The 23,612-nt window shown below is 69.6% G+C and carries 25 protein-coding genes and 1 tRNA gene; 8 read left to right on the top strand and 18 right to left on the bottom strand.

Annotation, left to right across the window (positions count from 1 at the left end; all coding sequences use genetic code 11):
• Positions 1–28: 28 nt before the first annotated feature.
• The 3 genes from RL72_RS05120 to RL72_RS05115 are packed head-to-tail and all read left to right on the top strand — an operon-like array spanning position 29 to position 1,914.
• Positions 29–541: a hypothetical protein gene (locus RL72_RS05120; protein WP_248700386.1), complete on the top strand. Its 513-nt coding sequence runs from the start codon at positions 29–31 to the stop codon at positions 539–541.
• The gene (locus tag RL72_RS19420) at positions 531–725 is read left to right on the top strand and encodes a helix-turn-helix transcriptional regulator (protein WP_428838619.1); all 195 of its coding nucleotides are present in this window, start codon (positions 531–533) and stop codon (positions 723–725) included. The genes RL72_RS05120 and RL72_RS19420 overlap by 11 nt, the downstream gene beginning before the upstream one ends.
• A complete protein-coding gene (locus tag RL72_RS05115; RefSeq protein ID WP_045249742.1) occupies positions 718–1,914 on the top strand; it encodes a tyrosine-type recombinase/integrase in 1,197 nt (398 codons plus the stop codon). Before RL72_RS19420 ends, RL72_RS05115 begins: the two co-directional genes overlap by 8 nt.
• A gap of 180 nt (positions 1,915–2,094) precedes the next feature.
• Here the strand turns inward: RL72_RS05115 and RL72_RS05110 are convergent.
• Positions 2,095–2,168, bottom strand: a tRNA-Pro gene (locus RL72_RS05110).
• Positions 2,169–2,288: 120 nt separating this feature from the next.
• On the opposite strand from RL72_RS05110, the gene RL72_RS05105 reads away from it, so the two are divergent.
• The 4 genes from RL72_RS05105 (at position 2,289) to RL72_RS05090 (ending at position 5,451) form a co-directional block, all read left to right on the top strand.
• The gene (locus tag RL72_RS05105) at positions 2,289–2,873 is read left to right on the top strand and encodes a GNAT family N-acetyltransferase (protein ID WP_045249741.1); all 585 of its coding nucleotides are present in this window, start codon (positions 2,289–2,291) and stop codon (positions 2,871–2,873) included.
• 58 nt (positions 2,874–2,931) lie between these two features.
• Positions 2,932–3,648: a lysoplasmalogenase family protein gene (locus tag RL72_RS05100; protein ID WP_045249740.1), complete on the top strand. Its 717-nt coding sequence runs from the start codon at positions 2,932–2,934 to the stop codon at positions 3,646–3,648.
• Positions 3,645–4,028, top strand: coding sequence for an RNA-binding S4 domain-containing protein (locus tag RL72_RS05095; RefSeq protein ID WP_045249739.1), 384 nt, complete (start codon positions 3,645–3,647; stop codon positions 4,026–4,028). Before RL72_RS05100 ends, RL72_RS05095 begins: the two co-directional genes overlap by 4 nt.
• 64 nt (positions 4,029–4,092) lie before the next feature.
• Positions 4,093–5,451 (top strand): HNH endonuclease signature motif containing protein, encoded by a 1,359-nt coding sequence (locus RL72_RS05090; protein WP_045249738.1) that lies wholly within the window; start codon positions 4,093–4,095, stop codon positions 5,449–5,451.
• A gap of 38 nt (positions 5,452–5,489) precedes the next feature.
• Here RL72_RS05090 and RL72_RS05085 read toward each other — a convergent pair whose 3' ends face one another.
• Positions 5,490–6,467, bottom strand: coding sequence for an NUDIX domain-containing protein (locus tag RL72_RS05085; RefSeq protein ID WP_045249737.1), 978 nt, complete (start codon positions 6,465–6,467; stop codon positions 5,490–5,492).
• A 114-nt stretch (positions 6,468–6,581) separates the two neighbouring features.
• Here RL72_RS05085 and RL72_RS05080 point away from each other — a divergent pair, with 114 nt between their 5' ends.
• Complete coding sequence (locus RL72_RS05080) at positions 6,582–7,016, top strand: GNAT family N-acetyltransferase (protein WP_045249736.1); 435 nt, start codon at positions 6,582–6,584, stop codon at positions 7,014–7,016.
• A 19-nt stretch (positions 7,017–7,035) separates the two neighbouring features.
• Here the strand turns inward: RL72_RS05080 and der are convergent, their stop codons facing one another.
• From der to pyrG, 16 genes are all read right to left on the bottom strand, one after another.
• Positions 7,036–8,556 carry a ribosome biogenesis GTPase Der gene (gene der / locus RL72_RS05075; protein WP_045249735.1) on the bottom strand — a complete coding sequence of 507 codons (1,521 nt, stop codon included), beginning with the start codon at positions 8,554–8,556 and terminating at the stop codon, positions 7,036–7,038.
• On the bottom strand, positions 8,549–9,271 hold the full coding sequence (gene cmk, locus RL72_RS05070) for a (d)CMP kinase (RefSeq protein ID WP_045249734.1): 723 nt from the start codon (positions 9,269–9,271) through the stop codon (positions 8,549–8,551). The genes der and cmk overlap by 8 nt, the downstream gene beginning before the upstream one ends.
• On the bottom strand, positions 9,264–10,385 hold the full coding sequence (locus RL72_RS05065) for a prephenate dehydrogenase (protein WP_045249733.1): 1,122 nt from the start codon (positions 10,383–10,385) through the stop codon (positions 9,264–9,266). The genes cmk and RL72_RS05065 overlap by 8 nt, the downstream gene beginning before the upstream one ends.
• The gene (locus RL72_RS05060) at positions 10,382–11,200 is read right to left on the bottom strand and encodes a pseudouridine synthase (RefSeq protein ID WP_045249732.1); all 819 of its coding nucleotides are present in this window, start codon (positions 11,198–11,200) and stop codon (positions 10,382–10,384) included. Before RL72_RS05060 ends, RL72_RS05065 begins: the two co-directional genes overlap by 4 nt.
• The gene (gene scpB, locus RL72_RS05055; protein ID WP_045249731.1) at positions 11,200–11,826 is read right to left on the bottom strand and encodes an SMC-Scp complex subunit ScpB; all 627 of its coding nucleotides are present in this window, start codon (positions 11,824–11,826) and stop codon (positions 11,200–11,202) included. The genes RL72_RS05060 and scpB overlap by 1 nt, the downstream gene beginning before the upstream one ends.
• A complete protein-coding gene (locus RL72_RS05050) occupies positions 11,816–12,691 on the bottom strand; it encodes a segregation and condensation protein A (protein ID WP_045249730.1) in 876 nt (291 codons plus the stop codon). Before RL72_RS05050 ends, scpB begins: the two co-directional genes overlap by 11 nt.
• Positions 12,675–13,538, bottom strand: coding sequence for a ParA family protein (locus RL72_RS05045; RefSeq protein WP_045249729.1), 864 nt, complete (start codon positions 13,536–13,538; stop codon positions 12,675–12,677). Before RL72_RS05045 ends, RL72_RS05050 begins: the two co-directional genes overlap by 17 nt.
• Before the next feature lie 31 nt (positions 13,539–13,569).
• On the bottom strand, positions 13,570–14,292 hold the full coding sequence (locus RL72_RS05040) for a gamma-glutamyl-gamma-aminobutyrate hydrolase family protein (RefSeq protein WP_052674202.1): 723 nt from the start codon (positions 14,290–14,292) through the stop codon (positions 13,570–13,572).
• 22 nt (positions 14,293–14,314) lie between these two features.
• Complete coding sequence (locus tag RL72_RS05035) at positions 14,315–15,094, bottom strand: 3-oxoacyl-ACP reductase (RefSeq protein WP_045249727.1); 780 nt, start codon at positions 15,092–15,094, stop codon at positions 14,315–14,317.
• Between the two features lie 33 nt (positions 15,095–15,127).
• Positions 15,128–16,531, bottom strand: a complete 1,404-nt coding sequence (locus tag RL72_RS05030; RefSeq protein WP_045249726.1) for an aldehyde dehydrogenase family protein — start codon at positions 16,529–16,531, stop codon at positions 15,128–15,130.
• A gap of 34 nt (positions 16,532–16,565) precedes the next feature.
• A complete protein-coding gene (locus RL72_RS05025) occupies positions 16,566–17,957 on the bottom strand; it encodes a glutamine synthetase family protein (protein ID WP_248700383.1) in 1,392 nt (463 codons plus the stop codon).
• Between the two features lie 14 nt (positions 17,958–17,971).
• Positions 17,972–18,694, bottom strand: a complete 723-nt coding sequence (locus RL72_RS05020) for a FadR/GntR family transcriptional regulator (RefSeq protein ID WP_052674197.1) — start codon at positions 18,692–18,694, stop codon at positions 17,972–17,974.
• Between the two features lie 7 nt (positions 18,695–18,701).
• Positions 18,702–20,249, bottom strand: coding sequence for an amino acid permease (locus RL72_RS05015; protein WP_045249725.1), 1,548 nt, complete (start codon positions 20,247–20,249; stop codon positions 18,702–18,704).
• Between the two features lie 134 nt (positions 20,250–20,383).
• Complete coding sequence (gene xerD / locus RL72_RS05010; protein ID WP_045249724.1) at positions 20,384–21,286, bottom strand: site-specific tyrosine recombinase XerD; 903 nt, start codon at positions 21,284–21,286, stop codon at positions 20,384–20,386.
• Positions 21,287–21,303: 17 nt separating this feature from the next.
• On the bottom strand, positions 21,304–21,900 hold the full coding sequence (locus tag RL72_RS05005) for an NUDIX domain-containing protein (RefSeq protein ID WP_045249723.1): 597 nt from the start codon (positions 21,898–21,900) through the stop codon (positions 21,304–21,306).
• A 1-nt stretch (position 21,901) separates the two neighbouring features.
• Positions 21,902–23,587 (bottom strand): CTP synthase, encoded by a 1,686-nt coding sequence (gene pyrG / locus RL72_RS05000; protein WP_045249722.1) that lies wholly within the window; start codon positions 23,585–23,587, stop codon positions 21,902–21,904.
• Positions 23,588–23,612 lie beyond the last annotated feature (25 nt).

Here is a 23,612-nt window from a genome sequence, read left to right as displayed (position 1 = left end):
CGAGGAAGACGACCTGTACGACCAGCTCATGGCCGGCACCGCGCTCCCGGAGCCACCGCGCCCGATCAACTGGAATCTCCTCTCCTCGGGCGACGCCGAAGCGGAATGGTTGGCGCTGAACCAGTGGGTTGACTGGCTCCGCCGCACCTACGGTCTGCCTGCGTCGGTCGTGCCTCCGTTCTGGCACCGGCACCCCGAGCTGGTATGGGAGTTCTCGGCTCTGCATCTGTACTGGATCGCGAGCTACGACCCCGACCAATCGGCCTCCGGGCCGATCGCCTGGCACACCGACTTCGCGGCGACCCGCGACCGGCTCCGCGAATGGGTCGCTACCTGCGGCACCCGGATCGACCGCGACCGCCCGACACGGCAGACCATCTGGCCGGGCGAGGACCCGCAGGGACCGATCGAAGACGAGACGATCACGGATCGCGCAGAGGACTTCATCGACTTCGTGGCGGCGGACGTGCAGGCGCGTCAGGAGATCGAAGACGAGTTCCTCCGTGCACAGCGGTCAGCCGATGATGTTCGTGACGACTGATGCCGTCGAACCGCTCTGGAATTCCCGCGAAGCCGCCGAGTTCCTGAACGTCTCACAAGCAACGCTCTCCCGATGGCGCAGCCAGCAGGAGGGGCCACCGTTCGTGCGGGTCGGTGGCGTCGCCCGCTACAACCCGCCGACAGTACGCGCCTGGGTTCTGGAATGCGAGGCCGACCATGGCTGACCCGCGCAAGCACCAGATGCCGCCGCTCGGCGTGAAGCTCACCGAGAGCACCGAAAAGCGAGGAACCGGGCTGCTCGCGCGCGTACGCTGGACCGATCCTCACACCAAGAAGCGTCCCAGCCGATCGGAGTTCGTCGCGACCTCGGAAGAAGCGGAAGCCTTCTTCGAGAAGATGCGGCAGTCCACCGAGACAGGCGCGAACACCCTCATCACGCTCAAGGACTATGTGGATTCCATCGGCGACCGGTGGCAGCGCGGTCTCGACCCCACGTCCACCGTTGAAGGCTATGACGTCGGTCTGCGACTACGCGTGCTGCCCGCCCTGGGGCATCTGAAAGTCAGCAGGATCAGCACCGGCCTGATCGACCGCACGATCGACCGCTGGGAAACCGAACACGGGCCATCGACGGTGAAGAACAGCATCGCCCCTCTCGTGCGCGTCCTTGATGTCGCAGTACGCGACGAGGTGATTCCTTCCAATCCGGCGCGCACACGCGCACGCCGGACATATGGCAAGGACGACAACCGTCAGACCGGTGGTTTCCGAGTGCTCGCTATCCCGGATCTCGACACGCTGAATCGGCTGGCAGAGGGTTGCGGCGAGATTCATCAAAGCTACTCCGACCACGTCATGCTCTGTGCGCTGCTCTCGGCAAGAGGATCAGAAGTCGCTGGCTTGCGAGTCGGGGATATCGACTGGGCCAACCGGGTCGTGACGATCGAACGACAGACCTACCCTGGCAAAGGAGGGCTGGTCACGAAAGAGACCAAAGGCCGTAGAACGCGCTACGCACCGATCCTCGACACGCTCGAACCGATCTTGATCAGGCTCTCTGCAGGCAAGGAACCTGACGAGCCGCTATTGCGCGGGCCACGACGCGGGGTTATCACAACCGCAACATTGCGCGACGCCACCAACTGGGATGCGCTCGTCACCAATCTCGGTCTCGAGAACCTGAAACGCCACGGTCTCCGTCACACCGGAGCAACCTGGCTCGCGGACTCCGGCGTCCCATTGCACGTGCTGCAGCGCATCCTCGGCCACGCCTCGATCGAGACCACCAAGGGCTACCTTCATCCGGATCACCGGCACCTGAATGAGGCCGCACAGCTCGCCAACCAGTTCCTCGCCAAACCAACGCGCAGGCGCAGGAAGGAGAACCCTCAGCACCCTTCACCACGTCTCTGAACTGGTTCACTCGCTCGTCTCGGCAACGAGGCGGGCAGTGTGCTGCCAGAAAATTGGCCCACTAAATCTTCACTTTTTGGCCCACTAGGCTGGCTAAGCTGCGAGGAACACCCAGCCCCGCACTTACGCGGGAAGAACAAAAGCCCTGATGAGAAGGCAATTTCTCATCAGGGCTTGCGGTCGGGCTGACAGGATTTGAACCTGCGACCCCTTGACCCCCAGTCAAGTGCGCTACCAAGCTGCGCCACAGCCCGTGGACGACCGCGCCGGAGCGCGGGCAACTCCCCCATCGTAGCCGACTCCCGGGGGCTCCGCGAACCGGTGCAGTCCCGGGCGCGGCGCGGATGTCGGCGGCCGCGCGTAGGGTCGACGGCATGACCACGATCACGACGAAGGCAGCGACGCCCACGGAGTGGGATGACGTGCAGCGGGCCCTCACCGGAGGAGGCGACGGCGCCTCCTGCCAGTGCGTCTGGCCGTTGCTGCGCAACAAGGACTGGAACGCCACGACCAAGGAGCAGCGCGTCGAGATCCTGCGCGACGAGATCACGAACGGTCCCCCGCCGGGCATCGTCGCGTACGTCGACGGCGAGGCCGCAGGCTGGATCCGCATCGGTCCGCGCCCCGCGCAGGCGCGTCTGGCGTACACGCGTGCGATCGCCGCGGCCACGCAGGAGCCGTTCGAGGACGGCAGCGTCTGGGCCGTCACCTGCTTCTCGGTGCGGCGCGACCATCGCGGCAAGGGGCTCAACGCGGCACTGCTCGCAGCCGCCGTCGAGTACGCGCGCGATGCGGGCGCGCGTCTCGTCGAGGGCTACCCGGTCGACACCGCCGCGGTGAAGGTGTCGTCGAACGACCTGTTCCACGGACCACTGTCCACGTTCGTGGGCGCCGGCTTCTCGGTCGTCGGCGAACTGCGCTCAGGGCGCCCGCTGGTCGCTCTGGATCTCGCCTCCTGACCGACGCGTGGATCCGGATCCGTCCGAGCGCAAGGCACCACGCTCCTACGATGGAGGGATGCAGAGCCGCACCCGACTTCGCGCCCTGTGGCCGTTCATCCCGTACTTGGGGATGTCGCTGATCCACGTCGCCTCGAACGCGATGCACGGGCCGCTGACGACGCCCACGAAGGCGCTGCTGATGCCGCTGCTCGCCCTGCCGGTGCTGCTGGCGTGGAAAACCCTCGCCCCGCGCGCGGCCGTGATGCTGCTGCTCGCGGCGCTGTTCTTCTCATGGCTCGGCGACGAGGCCGGGCTGTTCTTCCCCTTCGCCCCGGAGCTGCCGCTGATGCTGGGGTTCTTCGGGCTCGCCCACATCGCCTACATCGCGCTCTTCCTGCGTCATCTGCGCGTGCGACGCCTCCCGCTGTGGACCGTGGTCTTCGTGCTCTGGTGGCTGCTGATGATCATGGTGCTCGGGCCGCACACCGGGTCGCTGCTCGCGGCCGTCGGCGCCTACGGCGTCGTGCTCGCCGGAACTGCAGCGACGTCGGCACGCTGCGGATCGATGATCGCGTGGGGCGGCGCCTTCTTCCTCTCCAGCGACACGATCCTCGCCTTCCGGCTGTTCCTCCCCGATGCCATGCCGGACTGGACCAGCCCCGCGGTGATGGTCACCTACACGATCGGCCAGGGTCTGATCGTGGCGGGTGCTCTCCGCGCTCTCCGCCACGGCGGGGACGCCGTCGACACCCGGCTCCCCGCCGCCGACGGCACCCGGGAGGCGATCGCATGAACGCCGAGCCCTGGGCGAACGGCCCCGTCCGCATCGACAGCTGGCTGTGGGCGGTGCGCGTGTTCAAGACCCGCTCCGCGGCGACCACCGCCTGCCGTGCCGGACACGTGCGCCTCAACGGGGACCGCGTGAAGGCGGCGCAGACCGTGAAGATCGGCGACGAGCTGCGGATCCGGATCAGCGGCTTCGACCGCATCCTGATCGTGCGGCAGACGCTCGTGAAGCGCGTGGGCGCTCCGTTGGCCGCCGTCGCGGCCGAGGACCGCACGCCGCCACGCGACCCCGTCGCCGCGGCAGGCCTGCGGGACCGCGGGGCGGGTCGGCCGACCAAGCGGGAACGGCGCGACATCGATCGTCTCCGCGGCCGCGAATCTCCCTGACCACGGCTGGCGAGTTATCCACAGGGCATCCCACACTTTCGAACGCATGTTCTAAGCTTGCGGTATGCCACGACACACTCGCCCACCGGTCGCAGACCGCACCGTGCTGCTGGACGCGTGGGTGGCGAAGCGGGCCCGGATCGCCCGCCTCGAGGCGGAGGCAGCGGATCTGCTCGCCACACGAGCGGCGCTGTTCGATCAGGATGTCGCGGAACACCCCGTGCATCGAGACATGGCGCGCCGTTCGATGATCGCCGAGTACGCCGCAGCCGGTCACATCGGATCCGGCGCCGTGGAGAGCGCGTTCGCCGATGCCGAGGCACTGTCGATGCACTTCCCCGGTGTGCATGACGCGCTGCGGCGCGGAACGATCGCGGTGCAGCACGTACGGGCGATCCTGTCGGCATCCGATCCGGTCCGCGATGCGGTACGCAATCGGCGCATCGACGCGGCGGCGTTCGTGACCTACGAGCAGGCATGCCTCGCCGTAGCGGAGCGGGACTCCCCAACGCGCACCCGAGTGACCGCCCGGCAGATCGCCGCGGTCATCGCGGGAGGATCGCTGAGCGAGCGGCACCGCAGGGCCCTCGACGAACGCTGCGTGACCGTACGCCCCCTGGACGAGGGCATGGCTCTGCTCACGGCTGTGCTGCCCGAGGTGTATGCGGTCGCCATCAAGGACCGGCTGCGCCGTGTCGCCAAAGCGATCACCGGGACATCGCGGGACAGGGCTCCGGGTAAGGCCTCGGCATCGCCTTCCCCCGATGCGGCTTCCATGATCCCTGACGGCGCCGATCGCGAGGAACGGTCGGCCTCTGACGAGCTCTTCCCCGCAACAGGCGGTCGCACCGGAGCGCAGCTCGAGGCGGACGCGCTCGTCGACCTGCTTCTCGCCGCCGATCCCTCGGACGTGCTCGGCGCAGGCCCGGACTCGATCCGCGCCACGGTGCAGGTCACCGTTGCGGCGACAACGCTGACCGGCGAGGACGAGCGGCTCGCCGAGCTCGACGGGCACGGCCCGCTGCTTCCCGACATCGCCCGGGAATTCGCACGAACCGTTACCGGGTGGAACCGGTTGTTCCTGGACCCGGAGGGAGTCATCACCGCGGTCGACCGCTACACGCCGACGGAGGCGATGAAAAGACTCCTCCGGGCGCGGGACCAGCGCTGCCGGTTCCCCGGGTGCCCGATCCCCGTCACGCGATGCGAGATCGACCACAACCACGACTACGCGAAGGGCGGGCGGACCGAGCCATCGAACCTCGCGGACTTCTGTCCGAGCCACCATCCGCTCAAGCATCCGGATCTGCACGAGGTCCTGCGCTGGACGGCGCATCAGCTCCCCGACGGCGCCGTGCGCTGGACCAGCCCACTCGGCCGCAGCTATGACGACCACCCGCCGCGACGGGTCATGTTCACATGACCGCGCTCACCCGACGGGCTGAACGCCGGCCGACTTGCTCAGTTCCCGGCGGTCGGCACCGACGATTCCGCGACGGGCACCTGGTCGAGCTGATCGAGCAGCCACCGCACGGGGCGCACTTCGGCGGGGTCTCCGTCACCCGGCAGCGCCTCGATCCGTTCGGTCAGGCCGCGATCGCTCGTGACCGCGAACACCCGGTCCCCGGCCGCGACGTGCTCTGCCACGACCGCGACGATGCTGTCGTCGCCCGCCGCCGGCGCCCGGACGATCTCCACGGCGCACGCCACGTCGTCGCGATCCTCGGGATCGGCGACGTCCCTGGCCGCCCCCTCGGTGACCAGCACCACGCGCGGGTGCCAGCGCGTGGAGTCGAGGGCGACGCGCGACGCCTCGACCCCGCGCTGGGCCCAGACGTCGAGACGGTCGCGCAGTCTCGCGGTCGCGCCCGCGCGATCTTTCCACCAGCCGTCGGGAACGGATCCGACCACGTTCGCCGCATCGACCACCACGACGGGGCGTACGGTCAGCAGCGCACGCAGCTCGGGCCACGCCGACGCGAAACCGGGGTGGAGCGGCCGGGCGTCGACCTCGTCGACGGGCACCCACTCGAGCGCAAGGCTCTCGGGATCGCTGATCACCGGCTCGAACGGCACCACCACGTCGGCGACGACGGTCGTGTAGCTCCAGATGCCGAGCTCCATCACGCTCTCGAACCGCGCCCGCACGGCGCCGTCGGGAACACCGGCCTCCTCCTGCGCCTCTCGGATCGCCCCCTCGCGCGCGGACTCGTCGGCGTGCTTCGCGCCGCCCGGGAGCGCCCAGGTCCCGCCGTGGTGGGACCAGGCGACCCGGTGCTGCAGCAGGACTCCGCGGTCGGGATCGTAGGCGAGCAGACCCGCCGCGCCGAACCGCCCCCAGTAGCGCTCTCCCGTCGGCGACACCACCCAGGCGTCACCCGAATCGAGCGGCCCGAACGGGCGCCGGGGTTCGCCGGGAGCGGGGGGAACGATCGTCACTCTTCCAGCCTTTCACACGCCGTCGAGCGGTGGCCGAGTGCGACGGCAAGTTGCAGACACGACGCCGACGGCTCGCGGCGGCCGGGCGCCCCGGCCCTTGCAAGAATGGTGCACATGAGCGCAGCCCAGGAATCCGACGCCTACGAACTCGACGACGACCCGACGCGGATCCAGGTCGACGCGGTGTGGGAGTGGCTCTCGACCGAGGCGTACTGGGGTCGGTGGCGCACCCGCGCCGACGTGGAGACACAGATCGCGAACGCGTGGCGGGTGGTCGGCGTGTACCGCACCGACACCGGCGAGCAGGTCGGTTTCGCCCGCGCCGTCTCGGATGGTGTCGGCTTCGCCTACGTCGCCGACGTCTACGTGCTCGACGAGCACCGCGGCCACGGTCTGGGCAAGCGCCTGATGCAGCTCATGATCGATGACGGTCCCGGTGCGGACATGCGCTGGACACTGTTCACGAGCGATGCCCACGGCCTGTACCGGCAGTACGGGTTCACCGAACCCGATCGCACCGCGATGGTGCGCCCGGCCCGCATCGCCTGAGCGACGCGGGCCGCGTGCCTCAGCGCTGCCGGCGCTCGCGCACCCGCATGTTGATCACGATGGGCGTGCCCTCGAAGTCGTACAGCTCGCGCAGGCGCCGCTGGATGAACCGGCGGTAGCCCGGGTCCAGGAAGCCGGTCGTGAACAGCACGAATGTCGGCGGTCGCGTCGACGCCTGGGTGCCGAACAGGATCCGCGGCTGCTTGCCGCCGCGCAGCGGGTGCGGGTGGGCGGCCACGAGCTCGGTGAGGAAGGCGTTGAACTTGCCGGTGGGGATGCGGCGGTCCCAGTTCTCCAGCGCGGTCTCCAGCGCCGGCACGAGCTTGTCCAGGTGACGGCCCGTCTTGGCCGAGATGTTCACGCGGGGCGCCCAGGCGACGTGCGCCAGGTCCTGCTCGATCTCGCGCTCCAGGTACCGCCGGCGGTCCTGGTTCTCCATGTCGTCGTCGAACAGGCGGTCCCACTTGTTGAACGCCAGCACGAGCGCCCGGCCCGATTCGAGCACCAGGTCGATGATGTTGAGGTCCTGCACGCTGATCGGCTGGCTCACGTCGAGCACGACCACAGCGACCTCGGCCTTCTCCAGCGCGGCCGAAGTGCGCAGCGACGCGTAGAAGTCCGCGCCCTGCTGCAGGTGCACGCGGCGGCGGATGCCGGCGGTGTCGACGAAGCGCCACATCTTGCCGCCGAGCTCGACGATCTCGTCCACCGGGTCGCGGGTGGTGCCGGCGAGATCGTTGACGACCACGCGCTCCTCCCCCGCCGCCTTGTTCAGGAGGGACGACTTGCCCACGTTCGGACGCCCCAGGATCGCGACGCGACGAGGTCCGCCGATCTCCTGCTTCGCCACCGCGGAGACCTCGGGGAGCTTCTCCATGATCGCGTCGAGCAGGTCCGCGACTCCGCGACCATGGATCGCGGACACCGGGTACGGCTCTCCGAGACCGAGGTTCCACAGAGCTGCGGCCTCGGGCTCCTGCCGGGCGTCGTCGATCTTGTTCGCGACCAGGAACACCGGCTTGCCGCTCTTGCGCAGCAGCCTCACGACGTGCTCGTCGGTCGAGGTGGCCCCGACCATCGCGTCGACGACGAAGAGCACGACGTCGCTGAGGTCGATCGCGACCTCAGCCTGCGCGGCGACCGAGCGGTCGATGCCCTTCGCGTCCGGCTCCCAGCCGCCGGTGTCGACCAGCGTGAAGCGGCGGTCCATCCACTCGGCCTTGTACGTGACGCGGTCGCGGGTCACCCCCGGGGTGTCCTCCACCACTGCTTCGCGGCGGCCCAGGATGCGGTTCACCAGCGCGGACTTGCCGACGTTGGGCCGGCCGACGATCGCGACCACCGGCAGCGCCGGCAGGATCTCGATGCCGTCCTCGCCACCGACGAGGCCGGCCAGCAGCTCGGCGTCCTCGTCGTCCAGCTCGTAGTCCTCGAGGCCGGCGCGCAGAGTCGCGGCGCGCGACTCGACGAGCTCCTCGTCCATCGCGTCCAGCTTCTCGGCGAGGCGGTCCTCGCCGCCTTCGTACTCTTCGTCAGCCATGATCGGCTCCTCGCTGCGCCTCGGGCGCACATCTCTCGATCACCGCGATCACGGCGTCGATGGTCTGGTCGAAGTCGAGGTCGGTCGAATCCACGACCTCCACGCCCTCTGCGGCGGTGAGGAAGTCCACCACCGCGCTGTCCTTGGCGTCGCGCCGATGCAGCGCCGCCGCGACCGCGGCCGCGTCCTCCGCATCGAGCTCCGCCGCCCGCCGTGCGGCGCGCACCTCGGGCGCCGCCGTGAGCAGGATCCGCACCGGTGCGTCGGGGGCGACGACGGTCGTGATGTCGCGCCCCTCCACCACCACGGCGGGGTAGTCCGACTCTCGCACGATGCGTCGGAACGCGTCGTTCACCTGCACGCGGACGGCGGGCACGCGCGCGACGCCGCTCACCGCCCCCGACACCCGCGGCTCGCGGATCGCCGTCGTGACGTCCACATCGCCGACGTGCACGAGACGGTCATCGGGATCCAGTCCCTGACGGAAGGGGAAGTCCGCGGCAGCCGCGAGCACCGCGTCCTCGTCCGCGGTGTCCGCGCCACGGTCCAGAACGTGCCAGGCCAGTGCGCGATACGCGGCCCCCGTGTCGAGGAAGCCGTAGCCGAGGCGTCGCGCGACGGCCTTGGAGACGCTGGACTTCCCGGATCCAGCGGGTCCGTCGACCGCGACGATGAAGGGCGTCGAGGTCCCCGAGTTGGAGGTCGAGTCAGTCATCCGGCATGCTCGCAATCCGCCATCCCCTGGCCTCCAGTCCCTCGACCGCACCGCGCAGCGCCGCCGGGGCGACGCTGATCTCGGCGAGACCGAACTGCGCGCCGGGAGAGTGCTCCAGGCGCAGGTCCTCGACGTTGACCTCGAGCTCGCCGAGCTCGCCGAACAGGCGTCCGAGCTGGCCCGCGGTGTCGTCGATCATGACCACGAACGACTCGAATCGGCGGTTCTGGCCGTGCTTGCCCGGCAGTCGCTCGACGCCCTCGTTGCCGTGCCGGATGGTCTCGGCGACCGTGCGCCGGGAGCCCGCCCGGTCGGGATCGCGCAGCGCGTCCGCGACGTCGGCGAGGTCGGCGGCGAGCGCGTCGAGCACCGAAACGACGGGAGCGGCGTTCGCCCCGAGGATCTGCACCCACAACTCGGGCGCGGACGCGGCGATGCGCGTGGTGTCGCGCACTCCCTGTCCGGCGAGGCGGAGCGAGCCGTCCTCGGCGTCGGCGAGGCGCGCGGCGAGCAGGCTCGCGACGACCTGGGGCACGTGGGAGGTGAGCGCCACCGCACGGTCGTGCTCCTCCGGGGTCATCTCGAGCGGCATCGCCTCGAGATCGAGCGCGAGCCCTTCCACGAGAGCGAGATCCGCAGGACGCGTCTCCTCGTCGCGGCACACCACCCAGGGGCGGCCGATGAAGATGTCGGCGCGTGCGGAGATCGCTCCCCCGCGCTCGCGTCCGGCGAGCGGGTGGGATCCGATGTAGCGCGTCAGATCGACGCCGCGCTCGCGCAGCGCACGCAGCGGTTCGAGCTTGACGCTCGCGACATCCGTCACCACGGCGTCGGGGTAGCGCGACAGCTCGGCCTCGATCACGTCGGCCGTGACGTCCGGCGGCACGGCGACGACGACGAGCGCGGGGGCGTCGTCGTCCCGCGCTGCGCGACCCGCTCCGTAGTCGATGGCCAGGCGCAGCTGCGCCGGCGACGTGTCGGAGAGCGCGACATCGACGCCCTTCGCGGTGAGCGCGTGCCCGATGCTGGCGCCGAGCAGCCCCGCGCCGACGATCCGGACGGTTCCGGAAAGTCTCGCGGCACGCTCGAGGGGCGTCCTGCTCGTGTCGCTCACTCGTTCTCCTGTGCGTCTCCGCGCGGGCTCGTAGGATCTGAAGCGCCGCCCGCGGGGGATTCCTGGCGCGACAGGGTCAGAAGCGCGCCGAGTTCGATTTTAGTCAGTTCGCGCGACTTCCCCGCCGGGAGGGTTCCCAGGTGCAGCGGGCCGAACTGGCGGCGCACGAGTTCCGTGACCGGATGTCCGACAGCGGCGAGCATCCGGCGCACGATGCGGTTGCGTCCGGAGTGCAGGGTGAGCTCGACGAGGCTGGATCCGCCTCCGGCTGCCGAGCCCGCCGAGGCGTCCAGCAGGCGCGCCTTGTCGGCGGCGATGGGGCCGTCTTCGAGTTCGATCCCGCGTGTGAGCTTCGCGATGGTCTGCGGGGTGACCCGCCCGTCGACCTTCGCGATGTAGACCTTGGTCACGCCGAACGACGGGTGCGCGAGCACGTGCGCGAGGTCGCCGTCGTTCGTGAGGATGAGCAGGCCGCTGGTCTCCGCGTCCAGGCGTCCGACGTTGTAGAGGCGCTCCTCGTACTCCCGGGTGAAGCGGCGCAGATCCGGGCGCCCCTTCTCGTCCTTCATCGACGAGACCACGCCGGTGGGCTTGTTGAGCATCACGTAGCGCTTGCCGGTGTCCAGCTGCACCGCCGTGCCGTCGACGTCGACGAGGTCCTTCTCGGGGTCGATCCGGGTCCCCAGCTCCGTCACGACGGATCCGTTCACCCGGATCCGTCCTTCGACGATGTACTGCTCGATCACGCGTCGCGAGGCGACGCCCGCGTTCGCGAGCACCTTCTGCAGGCGCACGCCATCAGGAAGTTCGGTCATCATGCCCTTTCGGTGAATCCTTCCGAGCCGTCGTCGAGCAGCGGGGAGATCGGCGGCAGCTCGTCGAGCGAGTTGATGCCGAGGTTCTGCAGCAGCAGGTCGGTCGTGCCGTAGTTGATCGCGCCGGTCTCGGAGTCCTGGAAGAGCTCCGTGATGAGACCGCGTCCCACCAGCGTGCGCACCACGGAGTCGACGTTCACGGCCCGGATCGATGCGACCTGGCTGCGGGTCACGGGCTGCTTGTAGGCGATCACGGCGAGCGTCTCGAGCGCGGCCTGCGAGAGCCTTGCGGGCGCCTGGCCGCCGACGAAGTCCGCGACGAGGTCGTCGTAGTCCTCGCGCACGTACAGCCGCCAGCCGCCGCCGACCTCGCGCAGCTCGAAGCCGCGACGCGGCCCCTGGCCCCGGCCGTCGTACTCGTCGACGAGCGACTCGATCGCCTGCCGCACGGCGGGCACCGGTGCGCCCACGGCGGCGGCGAGCGAGACCAGGCTGTGCGGCTCCTCGATGATGAGCAGGATCGCCTCGAGGCGCTCGGTCAGGGGCGCCTCGGCGGTCGCCGCCCGGACCTCGTCCGTCGGCCCGTCCGTCACCGGCACGGCCCCTGTCGATCGGTCATCGGTCATAGTCGGCTCCCAACGTCGCCAGCATCTCGTCGGACCAGTGCTCCGCCGACCAGCGCAGGGTCAGCTCGCCGAGCGGCTCGAGCTGCTCGAAGCTGAGCGCGGCGTGGCGGTACAGCTCGAGCACGGACAGGAAACGCGCCACCACGATCCCGGGCTCGGTGGCGCCCGCGACGATCTCGCGGAAGGTGACGGACTCCGCGCTGCGCAGCAGGGTCACCACGATCGCCGCCTGCTCGCGGATGCTCACGAGCGGCGCGTGCAGGTGGTCCAGGCCGACGGTCGGGATCTCCTTCGGAGCGAACGCCAGCAGCGCGAGAGTGGCGAAGTCGGAGGCGGTCAGCGTCCAGACCAGCTCGGGGGTGCGCGCACGGTGCTTCTCGTCGAGGCGTACCGCGCGGGCGTGCCGCCGGTCCTCGTACTGGAGGCTGCGCGCGAACCACGCGGAGACCTCCTTGAACGCGCGGTACTGCAGCAGACGCGCGAACAGCAGATCCCTGGCCTCGAGGAGGGCGACGGATTCCGCATCGACCAGCTCGCCCTGCGGCAGGAGGCCGGCGACCTTCATGTCGAGCAGCGTCGCGGCGACGACCAGGAACTCGCTCGTCTCGTCGAGATCGGCCCCTGAGCCCGTCGAAGGGTCCGGGCCTAGCTCGCGCAGGTAGGCGATGAACTCGTCGGTCACCTTGCTCAGCGACACCTCGGTGATGTCCATCTCATGCTTCGAGATGAGGGTGAGGAGCAGGTCGAACGGCCCGTCGAAGTTCGAGAGGGACACCCGGAACCCGGTATCGGGCTCGAGTCCCGTCCCGCTGCCGGCGGCCGGCCCCTCGACAGGCTCAGGAGCCGCGTCAGGCGACGGCGCCACGCGCGACCAGCTCCCGGGCCAGTCGCAGGTACGCCTGTGCGGCGGGATGCTCCGGCGCGAACTCGGTGATCGGCACGCCCGACACCGAGGCGTCGGGGAACTTCACGGTGCGCCCGATCACGGTCTCCAGCACGTCGTCGCCGAACGCCTCGACGACCCGCTCCAGCACCTCGCGGGAGTGCAGCGTGCGCGCGTCGTACATGGTGGCGAGCAGGCCGTCGAGCTGGATCGACGGGTTGAGCCGGTCGCGCACCTTGTCGATGGTCTCGATGAGCAGGGCGACGCCGCGCAGCGCGAAGAACTCGCACTCCAGCGGGATCAGCACGCCGTGGGCCGCGGTGAGGGCGTTGACCGTCAGCAGCCCGAGCGAGGGCTGGCAGTCGATGAGGATGACGTCATACTCCCCCGCCACCTGGCGCAGCACGCGCGAGAGGATGGTCTCCCGGGCGACCTCGTTCACCAGGTGTACCTCGGCCGCGGAGAGGTCGATGTTGGCCGGGATGAGGTCGAGGCCCTCGACGCCCGTGTGCACGATCGCGTCGTGCGCGTCGCGCTTGGTGTCCAGCAGCAGGTCGTAGACCGTGGGGATGTCGTGCGTCGGGATCCCGAGACCGGCGGAGAGCGCGCCCTGCGGGTCGAAGTCCACCGCGAGCACCTTGCGTCCGTATTCGGCGAGCGACGCCGCCAGGTTGATCGACGTGGTCGTCTTGCCGACGCCGCCCTTCTGGTTGCAGAGCGCGATGATGCGCGCAGGGCCATGCGCCTTCAGCGGGGCGGGGATGGGGAATCCCTGGTAGGGACGGCCGGTCGGCCCGATCGGGGTGTCGTCCTTCGTCTTCTTCGCCACGTCTCTCCTGCTCGGTCGTGCTCGGACGAGTCTAGCCGTGCCCCCGGTTCCGCACGCGCTCCCGCGCCGCGGCGACCAATCCGTCGAACAGAGCGGGGTCGTCGTGCGTCTCGGGATGCCACTGCACCCCGACCGCGAACCGATCCCCCTCCCCCTCGATCGCCTGGAGCACGCCGTCCGTGTCGTGGGCGACCGCACGATAGCCGGGGTGCTGCGCGACGGCCTGATGGTGGTGCACAGGGACCGTGAGCTCCGGCGCCACCAGCTCCGCGACCCGGCCCTCCGCGTCCACGCGCACCTCGGCCGTGCCGTACGAGGTCGGTCCGCCGGCGTGCCGGTCGTGCCCCACGACGTCGGGCAGGTGCTGCACGAGAGCACCGCCGGACGCCACGGCCATGAGCTGCATACCCCGGCAGATCCCGAGCAGCGGCAGCCGGATCCGCTCCGCCTCGGCCAGGAGCGCGAGCTCCCAGGCGTCGCGGTCGTCGTACCAGCGCACCACGCTCGGATCGGGCTGCTGGCCGTAGCGCTCGGGGTTCACATCGGCGCCCCCCGCGATGAGGATGCCGTCGAGCCGGGCGAGCACGGCGGCGGCCGCATCCGGGGCGGCGACCGGCGGCAGCAGGACGGGGATCCCGCCGGCGCGCTCGATCGAGCGCGCGTAGTCGCTCGGCAGCAGATCGGCCTCGACCTGCCGCCAGGTGCCCCAATCGGCGGCCTGGCGGTAGGTCGTGAGCCCGATGATCGGAGTCACGGTCCCCGAGCCCGTCGAAGCGTCAGTCAAAGTCCGAATCCAGCGGCGTGACGTACGCGTTCGAGAGCCCTCCGTCGACGAGGAAGTCCATCGCGGTGATGAAGCTCGACTCGTCGCTGCCGAGGAAGGCGACGGCGTTCGCGATCTCCTCCGGCTCGGCGAAGCGCCCCATCGGGACGTGCACGAGACGCCGCGCGGCGCGCTCCGGGTCCTTCGCGAACAGCTCCTGCAGCAGCGGCGTGTTCACCGGGCCGGGGCACAGCGCGTTCACGCGGATCCCCTTGCGGGCGAACTGCACGCCGAGCTCGCGGGTCATCGCGAGCACGCCGCCCTTCGACGCCGTGTACGAGATCTGCGAGGTCGCCGCGCCCATGATCGCCACGAACGACGCGGTGTTGATGATGGATCCGCTGCCCTGCTCCAGCATGTAGGGCAGCACCGCCTTGCAGCAGTAGTAGACGCTGGTGAGATTCACGTCCTGCACCAGGTTCCACGCCTCGATGCCGGTCTTCAGGATCGAGTCGTCCGAGGCGGGCGAGATCCCGGCGTTGTTGAAGGCGATGTCGATGCGGCCGTAGGTGTCGTGCGCGACCTTGAACAGGTTCTCGACCTCGGCCTGGTCGGTGACGTTCACCTTCACGAACGTACCGCCGAGCTCTTCCGCGATGCGCGGGCCGTTGGTCTCGTCGAGATCGCCGATCACGACCTTCGCACCCTCCGCGACGAACTTCTTCGCCGTCGCCAGTCCGATGCCGCTGCAGCCGCCGGTGATGACGCCGACCTTGCCTTCGAGCTTTCCCATTCCTGTGTTGCCTTTCGCTGTGTGGGGAGGGATTCAGTACGTCGTCGAGATGAAGACGTTCTTCACCTCGGAGAAGGAGTCCGGCGCGTCGGGTCCGAGCTCGCGCCCGAGTCCGGACTGCTTGAACCCGCCGAACGGGGTCCAGTAGCGCACCGAGGAGTGCGAGTTGATGGAGAGGTTCCCGCTCTCCACGCCGCGGGCGACGCGCAGGGCGCGGCCGATGTCCCGGCTGAAGATGGATCCGCTCAGTCCGTACTCGGTGTCGTTGGCCTTGGCGATCGCGTCGGCCTCGTCGCGGAACGGCATGACCGCGAGCACCGGGCCGAACAGCTCCTGGGACCAGACGGGGTCCGCGGCGTCCCGGGGCAGCACGACCGCGGGGGCGAGCCAGAATCCGCCGTCCCCGTCCGCGCCCGCACCGCTCTGGCCGCGGAACGCGATGTCAGCGCCGTCCAGGTGCGCGGCGACCGCATCGCGCTGCGCGGCCGAGACCATCGGTCCCATCTCCGCGTCCTCGGCGGTCGGATCCTTCACGCGGAAGCCCTCGACCGCGGGCTGCAACAGTTCGAGGAACCGCTCGTAGACCGTCTCCTGGACGAGGATCCGCGAGCGTGCGCAGCAGTCCTGGCCGGCGTTGTCGAGGCCGCCCCCGGGGGCCGCCGCAGCCGCGGCCTCCAGGTCCGCGTCGTCGAACACGATGTTCGCGTTCTTGCCGCCGAGCTCGAGCGTGAGGCGCTTGACCTGATCCGCGCAGCCGCGCATGATCCCCTTGCCGACCTCGGTCGACCCGGTGAAGCACACCTTGCGCACGAGCGGGTTGGTGACGAAGCGATCGCCGACCACGCTGCCCTTGCCGGTGATCACGGTGAACACGCCCTCGGGGAGGCCCGCTTCGAGGGCGAGCTCGCCCAGGCGCATCGCGGTGAGCGGGGTGAGCTCGGCCGGCTTGAGCACCACCGTGTTGCCTGCGGCGAGCGCGGGGGCGAACCCCCAGCCGGCGATCGGCATCGGGAAGTTCCAGGGCACGATGATGCCGACCACGCCGAGCGGCTCGTGGAAGGTCACGTCGATGCCACCGGGCACGGGGATCTGCTTGCCGAAGTGCCGCTCCGGGCTCGCACTGTAGTAGTTCAGCACGTCGCGCACGTTGCCGGCCTCCCAGCGGGCGTTGCCGATCGTGTGGCCCGCGTTGGCCACCTCGAGCGCGGCGAGCTCGTCGATGTGCGCCTCCACGACCGCGGCGAACGACCGCAGCAGCCGCGCCCTCTCCCCCGGCGCGACCGCGCGCCAGGCAGGGTAGGCGCGATGAGCGCGCGCGATCGCCGCATCGGTCTCGCCCAGATCGGCGAGACCCACGTCCGCCACGGGGCGGCCCGTCGCCGGGTTGAGGACGGTGAAGGCGCCGCCCGCGCCGAATCGAGAAGAAGGGATCCTCATGCCCACAGCCTTTCGAAGTCTCCGATGAACGCGTTCACAGCCGCTCGAAGCCGCGGCGCAGCTCCCAGTCGGTGACGGCCGCGTCGAAGGCGGCGATCTCCACGTCGGCATAGTTCACGTAGTGCTGCACGACGTCCTCGCCGAACACCTCGTTCGCGATCGCGGACTGGGCGAGGGCCTCACGCGCCTCGTGCATCGTCGACGGCACCGTCGGCGCCCCGGACTCGTAGGCGTTGCCCCGGGTCTCCGGCTCGAGCGCGAGCTCGTGCTCGATGCCGTAGAGGCCGCCGGCGAGCATCGCCGCGAGGCCCAGGTACGGGTTCATGTCGCCGCCCGGGAGGCGGTTCTCCATGCGGGCGCCCGCCCCCTTCCCGACCAGGCGCACCGAGCTCGTGCGGTTGTCGATGCCCCAGGCGATCGCGGTCGGGGCGAACGACCCCTTCACGAAGCGCTTGTAGGAGTTGATGTTGGGCGCGTAGAAGAGCGTGAAGTCCCGCATCGTCGCCAGGACCCCGGCGATGAAGTGGTCGTAGAGGGCGGAGCGGGTTCCGCGCTCCGCATCCCAGAACACGAGCGCGTCGTCGTCCTTGCCGCGCAGCGACATGTGCACGTGGCAGGAGTTGCCCTCGCGCTGGTTCGGCTTGGCCATGAAGGTGATCGACTGCCCGTGCTGGCGTGCGATGTCCTTCGACGCGGTCTTGTAGTAGGCGTGGTTGTCCGCCGTGGTGATGACCTCGTCGTAGAGGAACGCGATCTCGTGCTGACCGAAGTTGCACTCCCCCTTGGCCGACTCCACGTTCAGGCCGGAGGCATACATGGTGTTGCGGATCTCCCGCAGCAGCGGCTCGACGAGCGTGGAGCCGAGGATCGAGTAGTCGACGTTGTAGCGGTTGGCCGGCTCCAGGTCGCGGTAGCCGCTGTCCCAGGCGCGGTCGTAGGGGGTGTTGAAGATCACGAACTCGAGCTCCGTGCCGGCGAGGGCCTTCCAGCCGTGCGCGGCGGCCCGCTGGGTCTGCGCGCGCAGGATCTCGCGCGGCGACACCCGCACAGGGTCTCCGCCGGTGCCCGCGAGGTCGCACTGGATCATCACGGTGCCGGGGCGGTGGGGCATCGGCCGGATGGTCGCGAGGTCGAGCTCGAACTCCATGTCGCCGTAGCCGTCCGCCCACGAGGCGTGCGCATAGCCGTCGACCGTGTTCATGTCGACGTCGACGGCGAGCAGGTAGTTGCAGCCCTCGGTGCCGTGTCCGAGCACCGAGTCGAGGAAGAAGCGGGCGTGCAGGAGCTTGCCCTGCAGGCGCCCCTGCATGTCGGTGAACGCGAGGATCACGGTGTCGACGGATCCGTCCCGGATGCTCCCGCGCAGCTGCTCGACGGTGAGCATGCGGTCGTTGCGGGCAGGGGTGCTCAGATCGGAGGTGGTCATTGCGGCGGTGTCCTTTACTTCAGAAGGCCCTTGAGGAGTGCAGCGGTGGCATCGCAGTGCGCGGTCATGATGTCGCGCGCGCGGTCGGCGTCGCCGTCCAGGATCGCGGCGACGATCGCGCGATGCTCGGTCTCGGAGTGGTCGATGTTCGTCTTGAGGAAGGGGATCTCGGCGAGCAGCTGATGGATCCGCACCTGCACCTCGCTGCAGCTGCGGGAGAGCTCGTCGGATCCGCACACGGTGGCGATCGCCAGGTGCAGCCGGGCATCGGCCTGCCGGTAGTCGGACGGGGTCTGCGCGGCCGCGAGGTCGGCGAGGCTGTCGTCGAGCAGAGCACGCTGCGCCTCGTCCAGCGGCGTCAGCGCCGCCCGGTACGCGGCACCGGGTTCGATGACGGAGCGGAACACGATCACGTCGTCGATCTCGGCCCGGCGGGGCGGAGTCTGGTCCGTCGGCCACTGCTCCGTGGCCGGCTGGACGACCGTGCCCCCTCCGCGCCCCCGGGTCGTGGCGACGAGCCCGGCGGCGCGGAGGGCGCTGATGGCCTCTCTCAGGGTGGCTCGGGAGACGTTGAGCTTCTCGGCGAGCTCGCGCTCGCCCGGAAGCTTCGTCCCCACCCGGAAGATCCCGAGCCGGATCGCCGATCCCAGCTGCTCCACGCAGCTCTCGAAGGCCATGTGGCCCCGGACCGGGTGCAGCGCGGCATCCACCAGAGGAGAGTCCATCGTGTCGGTCATTCGGGGATCATTCCTCCAGCAGCTGCTCGGGCGCCACCGTGAGGTGCTCGGCCTCGACGCTCGAAGCCATGAAGTCGCGCTTTCCGTAAGCGAACCACAGGACCGCCGCGAGCAGCGCCACCACGACGACCGCGATGGGCGCGTAGTTGAACGTGTCGATGGTGATCGGGTTCACCGGCGGGAGCACGAACAGGATGATGATGATCACGACCCAGACCACGGCGATCCAGCCGACGATCCCGCTCCAGCGTCCGAGGTTCCACGGCCCGGGCACGAAGCTCTTGTCGAGGCGGCGCAGGAAGACCGGGGTGACGTACGCGATGTAGAGCCCGATGACCGCGATCGACGTCACGGCGAGGTAGGCCGTCAGATTCCACATCGCGGGAACGGTCAGGATGATCGAGAGCGCGACGCAGAGCCAGATCGAGTTCGTCGGCGTCCCGGTGCGCGGGTTCACCTTGGCCCACAGACGCGAGCCGGGGATCGCGTTGTCGCGGGAGAACGCGTAGCTCATCCGAGAGTTCGCGGTGACCGAGGCCATGCCGCAGAAGAACTGGGCGCCGCACACGATGAACAGCAGGAACTTCGCCATCGTCGGATTGTTCAGCGCGTCGAGGAAGATCTGGGCGGGAGGAAGGCCGGTCGCGCTGCCGAGCAGCTTGTCGATGCCCTTGTCCGACGAGTCCTGGATGGCCGCGGTGATCGAGTAGAGCAGGATCCAGCCGCCGACGATCGAGATCACGACGCTCATCACGATGCCCTTGGGCGCCGCGATCGAGGCGTTCTTCGTCTCCTCCGCGACGTGCGCCGAGGCGTCGTACCCGGTGTACGTGTACTGCGCCATCAGCAGACCCATCAGGAACACGTACGGCGCGAACGACCAGCCCGTCCCGTTGTAGAAGCCGGTGAAGGTCCAGCCGACCGACTGGTGCTGCGTGGGCATGATCCACAGCGCCGCGACGATGATGAGCACGCCGACGATGTGCCACCAGGCGGAGACGTTCGAGAGGAGGCTCACGAGGTTGACGCCGAAGGTGTTGAGCAGACCATGGATCACGATCAGCACGACGAAGAGCCCGAAGGTGTTGAACGGGTTGACCTCGACTCCCCAGACCAGGTTCGCGAACGCCATCATCGTGGTCGCCGCGCCGAAGTCGATCGCGGCGGTGACCGCGACCTCGCCGAGGAAGTTGAACCAGCCGACCGTCCAGGCCCACTGGCGCTTGTTCCGCTTCGCGAGCCGTCCGGCCCAGAAGTAGAGACCGCCGGCCGTCGGGTACTTCGAGCACACCTCGGCCATCGCGAGCGCGACCATGAGCACGAAGACGCCGACGAGCGGCCAGCCGATGTTGATGGCGGACGGGCCGCCGGACTTCAGGGCGATCGCGTACGAGGTGATGCATCCCGCGAGGATCGAGATGATCGAGAAGGAGACGGCGAAGTTGCTGAACCCCGACATCCCCCGATGCAGTTCCTGCTTGTAGCCCAGGGCGGCCAGGGCTGCGGCGTCGTCGTCGATCGGGTGTGAGTCGGGCGCCTTTGTCGATTCGCTCATGGAGTGCTGCCTGCTTTCAGTGGAGGGAGCGTGTGCAGCGATTCTGGCGACTCGACTCCTTCACTGTCAATGGTCTGACTTCAAACCTTTTGAGATGTCACACGCCGGAAACACGCGGGACCTCCCCCGACACGTCAGCGCGCCCGGGGATGCGCGGTCACGTACACGTCACGGAGCGTGTCCACAGACACGTGGGTGTAGATCTGCGTCGTCGCGACCGAGGCGTGCCCGAGCAGCTCCTGCACGACGCGCACGTCGGCGCCGCCCTGGAGCAGGTGCGTGGCGAACGAGTGCCGCAGTGTATGCGGCGAGATCTCCGTCGTGATCTGCGCCCGCTCGGCCGCGGCGCGGATGATCAGCCATGCGCTCTGTCGGCTGAGCGGCGCCCCCCTGGCGCCGAGGAACAGCTTCGCCGAGGCGCGCCCCGAGCTCGCCAGAGCAGGACGCACCCGGGTGAGGTAGGCGTCCACCGCCGCCCGCGCGAACGATCCCACGGGAACGATGCGCTCCTTGGATCCCTTGCCGCGCAGGCGCAGCACATCGCCGTGCGCCAGGTCGTCGACGTCCAGCGAGATCGCTTCGGAGACGCGGGCGCCGGTCGCGTAGAGCAGCTCGAGCAGCGCCCGATCGCGGATCCCGATCGGCTCGTCCGCCGAGGGCGCGGCGAGCAGACGCTCGACCTGGTCGATCGTGAGGGCCTTGGGCAGACGGCGGGGCTGCTTGGGCGGGCGCAGCCGCGCACTGGGGTCCGCCACGGCGACGCCCTCCCGCGCGAGGAAGCGGTGCCAGCCCCGCACCGAGGACTGCAGGCGCGCGAGGCTCGACGCCGCCGGCGGCGGCTCGGCGCTCGCGCGCTCCGCGGCGAAGGCGGCGACGACCTCCGGGGTGATCGCCTCGGTGTCGTCGATGCCCTGCTCGCCGAGCCACGCCAGGTAGCCGCCGAGGTCTCGACGATAGGCGGCGAGGGTGTGCTCGGCAAGGCCGCGCTCGATCGTCACATGCCGCAGGTACGCGTCGAGCGCGCGGTCGAGCTGCACCTCAGGCCTCCCGCACGTCAGGCCTCGCGGCGGGCCCGTCCCGACGACAGGCGCCGTTCCGCGGCCAGCACACCGACCGCGAGGATCCCGTTGTGCAGGCGCCCCGCCACGACCGCATCCGCGGCCTCGGCGAGCGGCACCCAGGCGAGGCGGATGTCCGCCTCCTCGTCGGTGCGCGCGAACGCCTCGTCGGCCGCGGCCAGCCCCGTCGCCAGGTAGATGTGGATGATCTCCGAGTTGCTGCCGGGCGTCGTGTACGTCGACACGAGCGGCTCCCAGCCCGACGCCGTCAGGTCGGCCTCCTCGGCGAGCTCCCGGCGCGCGGCGGCCATGGGATCCTCGCCGACGACATCGAGCAGTCCTGCCGGCAGCTCCCAGTCGCGCTCGCGGATCGGATGCCGGTACTGCTGGATCAGCAGCACCCGCCCTTCCTCGTCCATCGCGACGACCGCGACGGCTCCGCTGTGATCGATGTACTGCCGCACGATCTCGCCGTCACCGTACCGGACTCGGTCCTCACGCACGCTCCACACCGCGCCGCGGTAGACCTCGCGGCTCTCGAGCACCTCGGGCTCGAACGTCTCGTCCTGCGGCGCGGTGCCGGAGTCGCTCACGTCAGCTCTCGTCGTCGAACAGCTCGCTGGAACGGTGCCGCTCGATCGCGGCGCCCACGAGGCCCCGGAACAGCGGGTGCGGCTCGGTCGGCCGCGAGCGCAGCTCCGGATGCGCCTGGGTGGCGATGTAGAACGGGTGCACGTCGCGCGGCAGCTCCACGTACTCGACCAGGTCGAGCTCAGGGTTGAGGCCCGAGAACGAGAGTCCGGCGTCGGAGAGACGGCCGCGGTAGGCGTTGTTCACCTCGTAGCGGTGACGGTGACGCTCGGACGCCTCGGACGCGCCGTAGAGCTCGGCCGCGAGCGAGCCCTCGCCGAGCGCCGCCCTGTACAGGCCCAGGCGCATGGTGCCGCCGAGGTCGCCCCCGTCGAGGATCTCGACCTGCTCGGCCATCGTCGCGATGACCGGCTCGGCGGTGTCCGGGTCGAACTCGCTGGAGGACGCGCCCTCGATGCCGGCGACGTTTCGCGCGTACTCGATGACCATGCACTGCAGTCCCAGGCACAGGCCGAGGGCGGGGATGCCCTGCTCGCGGGCGAAGCGCAGCGCGCCGAGCTTGCCCTCGATGCCGCGGATGCCGAAGCCGCCGGGCACGCAGATGCCGTCCACGTCGGCGAGCGCCTTCGCGGCGCCCTCAGGCGTCTCGCAGGAGTCGGACGGGATCCAGCGGATCTTCACCGCGACCTCATGGGCGAAGCCGCCGGCCTTGAGCGCCTCGGTGACCGAGAGGTACGCGTCGGGCAGATCGATGTACTTGCCGACGAGACCGATCGTGACCTCGTGCTTCGGGTTGTGCACCGCCTGGAGCACCTTCTGCCAGCGCGACCAGTCCACGTCGTCGGCCTTGGTGAGGCCGAGGGCGTCCACGATGTAGTCGTCGAGCCCCTGGTCGTGCAGCATCGTCGGGATGTCGTAGATGCTCGGCACGTCGACCGCGTTCACGACGGCGTCCTCGTCGACGTCGCACATGAGGGCGATCTTGCGCTTGTTCGACTCGGTGACGGGGCGGTCGCTGCGCAGCACGAGCGCGTCGGGCTGGATCCCGATCGATCGGAGGGCTGCGACGGAGTGCTGGGTCGGCTTGGTCTTCTGCTCGCCGGACGCGCCCATGAAGGGCACGAGCGAGACGTGCACGAAGAACACGTTCTTGCGGCCGAGCTCGTGACGGATCTGGCGGGCCGACTCGATGAACGGCTGCGACTCGATGTCGCCGACGGTGCCGCCGATCTCGGTGATGATGACGTCCGGCTTCGGCGTCTCGTCGGCCTGCAGGCGCATGCGGCGCTTGATCTCGTCGGTGATGTGCGGGATCACCTGCACGGTGTCGCCGAGGTACTCGCCGCGGCGCTCCTTGGCGATGACCTGCGAGTAGATCTGGCCGGTGGTGACGTTGGCGGCCTGGCTGAGCTCGATGTCGAGGAAGCGCTCGTAGTGGCCGATGTCGAGGTCGGTCTCCGCGCCGTCGTCCGTGACGAAGACCTCGCCGTGCTGGAACGGGTTCATCGTGCCCGGATCCACGTTCAGATAGGGATCCAGCTTCTGCATCACGACGCGCAGTCCGCGGGCGGTGAGCAGGTTGCCGAGGCTGGCCGCCGTCAGCCCCTTGCCCAACGAGGAAACGACACCGCCCGTCACGAAGATGTGCTTGGTGGTGTCGTTGTCTGTCCGCGCGGCTGAGTTCTGCATCACGGGCTTTTATCCTATCAGCCGG

The sequence above is a fragment of the Microbacterium azadirachtae genome, from assembly GCF_000956545.1.
GTDB lineage: Bacteria > Actinomycetota > Actinomycetes > Actinomycetales > Microbacteriaceae > Microbacterium > Microbacterium azadirachtae.
Note: the sequence above shows the minus strand (reverse complement) of the source record. Positions and strands in the feature narration are given on the sequence as shown.

What these genes read in the sequence shown, in the direction of transcription:
- RL72_RS05120 (WP_248700386.1), top strand. Translation starts at nt 29, where the DNA reads ATGGCCGGCACCGCGCTCCCGGAGCCACCGCGCCCGATCAACTGGAAT.
- RL72_RS05115 (WP_045249742.1), top strand. Translation starts at nt 718, where the DNA reads ATGGCTGACCCGCGCAAGCACCAGATGCCGCCGCTCGGCGTGAAGCTC.
- RL72_RS05105 (WP_045249741.1), top strand. Translation starts at nt 2,289, where the DNA reads ATGACCACGATCACGACGAAGGCAGCGACGCCCACGGAGTGGGATGAC.
- RL72_RS05100 (WP_045249740.1), top strand. Translation starts at nt 2,932, where the DNA reads ATGCAGAGCCGCACCCGACTTCGCGCCCTGTGGCCGTTCATCCCGTAC.
- RL72_RS05095 (WP_045249739.1), top strand. Translation starts at nt 3,645, where the DNA reads ATGAACGCCGAGCCCTGGGCGAACGGCCCCGTCCGCATCGACAGCTGG.
- RL72_RS05090 (WP_045249738.1), top strand. Translation starts at nt 4,093, where the DNA reads ATGCCACGACACACTCGCCCACCGGTCGCAGACCGCACCGTGCTGCTG.
- RL72_RS05080 (WP_045249736.1), top strand. Translation starts at nt 6,582, where the DNA reads ATGAGCGCAGCCCAGGAATCCGACGCCTACGAACTCGACGACGACCCG.
- der (WP_045249735.1), bottom strand. Translation starts at nt 8,556, where the DNA reads ATGGCTGACGAAGAGTACGAAGGCGGCGAGGACCGCCTCGCCGAGAAG.
- cmk (WP_045249734.1), bottom strand. Translation starts at nt 9,271, where the DNA reads ATGACTGACTCGACCTCCAACTCGGGGACCTCGACGCCCTTCATCGTC.
- RL72_RS05060 (WP_045249732.1), bottom strand. Translation starts at nt 11,200, where the DNA reads ATGACCGAACTTCCTGATGGCGTGCGCCTGCAGAAGGTGCTCGCGAAC.
- scpB (WP_045249731.1), bottom strand. Translation starts at nt 11,826, where the DNA reads ATGACCGATGACCGATCGACAGGGGCCGTGCCGGTGACGGACGGGCCG.
- RL72_RS05035 (WP_045249727.1), bottom strand. Translation starts at nt 15,094, where the DNA reads ATGGGAAAGCTCGAAGGCAAGGTCGGCGTCATCACCGGCGGCTGCAGC.
- RL72_RS05030 (WP_045249726.1), bottom strand. Translation starts at nt 16,531, where the DNA reads ATGAGGATCCCTTCTTCTCGATTCGGCGCGGGCGGCGCCTTCACCGTC.
- RL72_RS05025 (WP_248700383.1), bottom strand. Translation starts at nt 17,957, where the DNA reads ATGACCACCTCCGATCTGAGCACCCCTGCCCGCAACGACCGCATGCTC.
- RL72_RS05020 (WP_052674197.1), bottom strand. Translation starts at nt 18,694, where the DNA reads ATGACCGACACGATGGACTCTCCTCTGGTGGATGCCGCGCTGCACCCG.
- RL72_RS05015 (WP_045249725.1), bottom strand. Translation starts at nt 20,249, where the DNA reads ATGAGCGAATCGACAAAGGCGCCCGACTCACACCCGATCGACGACGAC.
- pyrG (WP_045249722.1), bottom strand. Translation starts at nt 23,587, where the DNA reads ATGCAGAACTCAGCCGCGCGGACAGACAACGACACCACCAAGCACATC.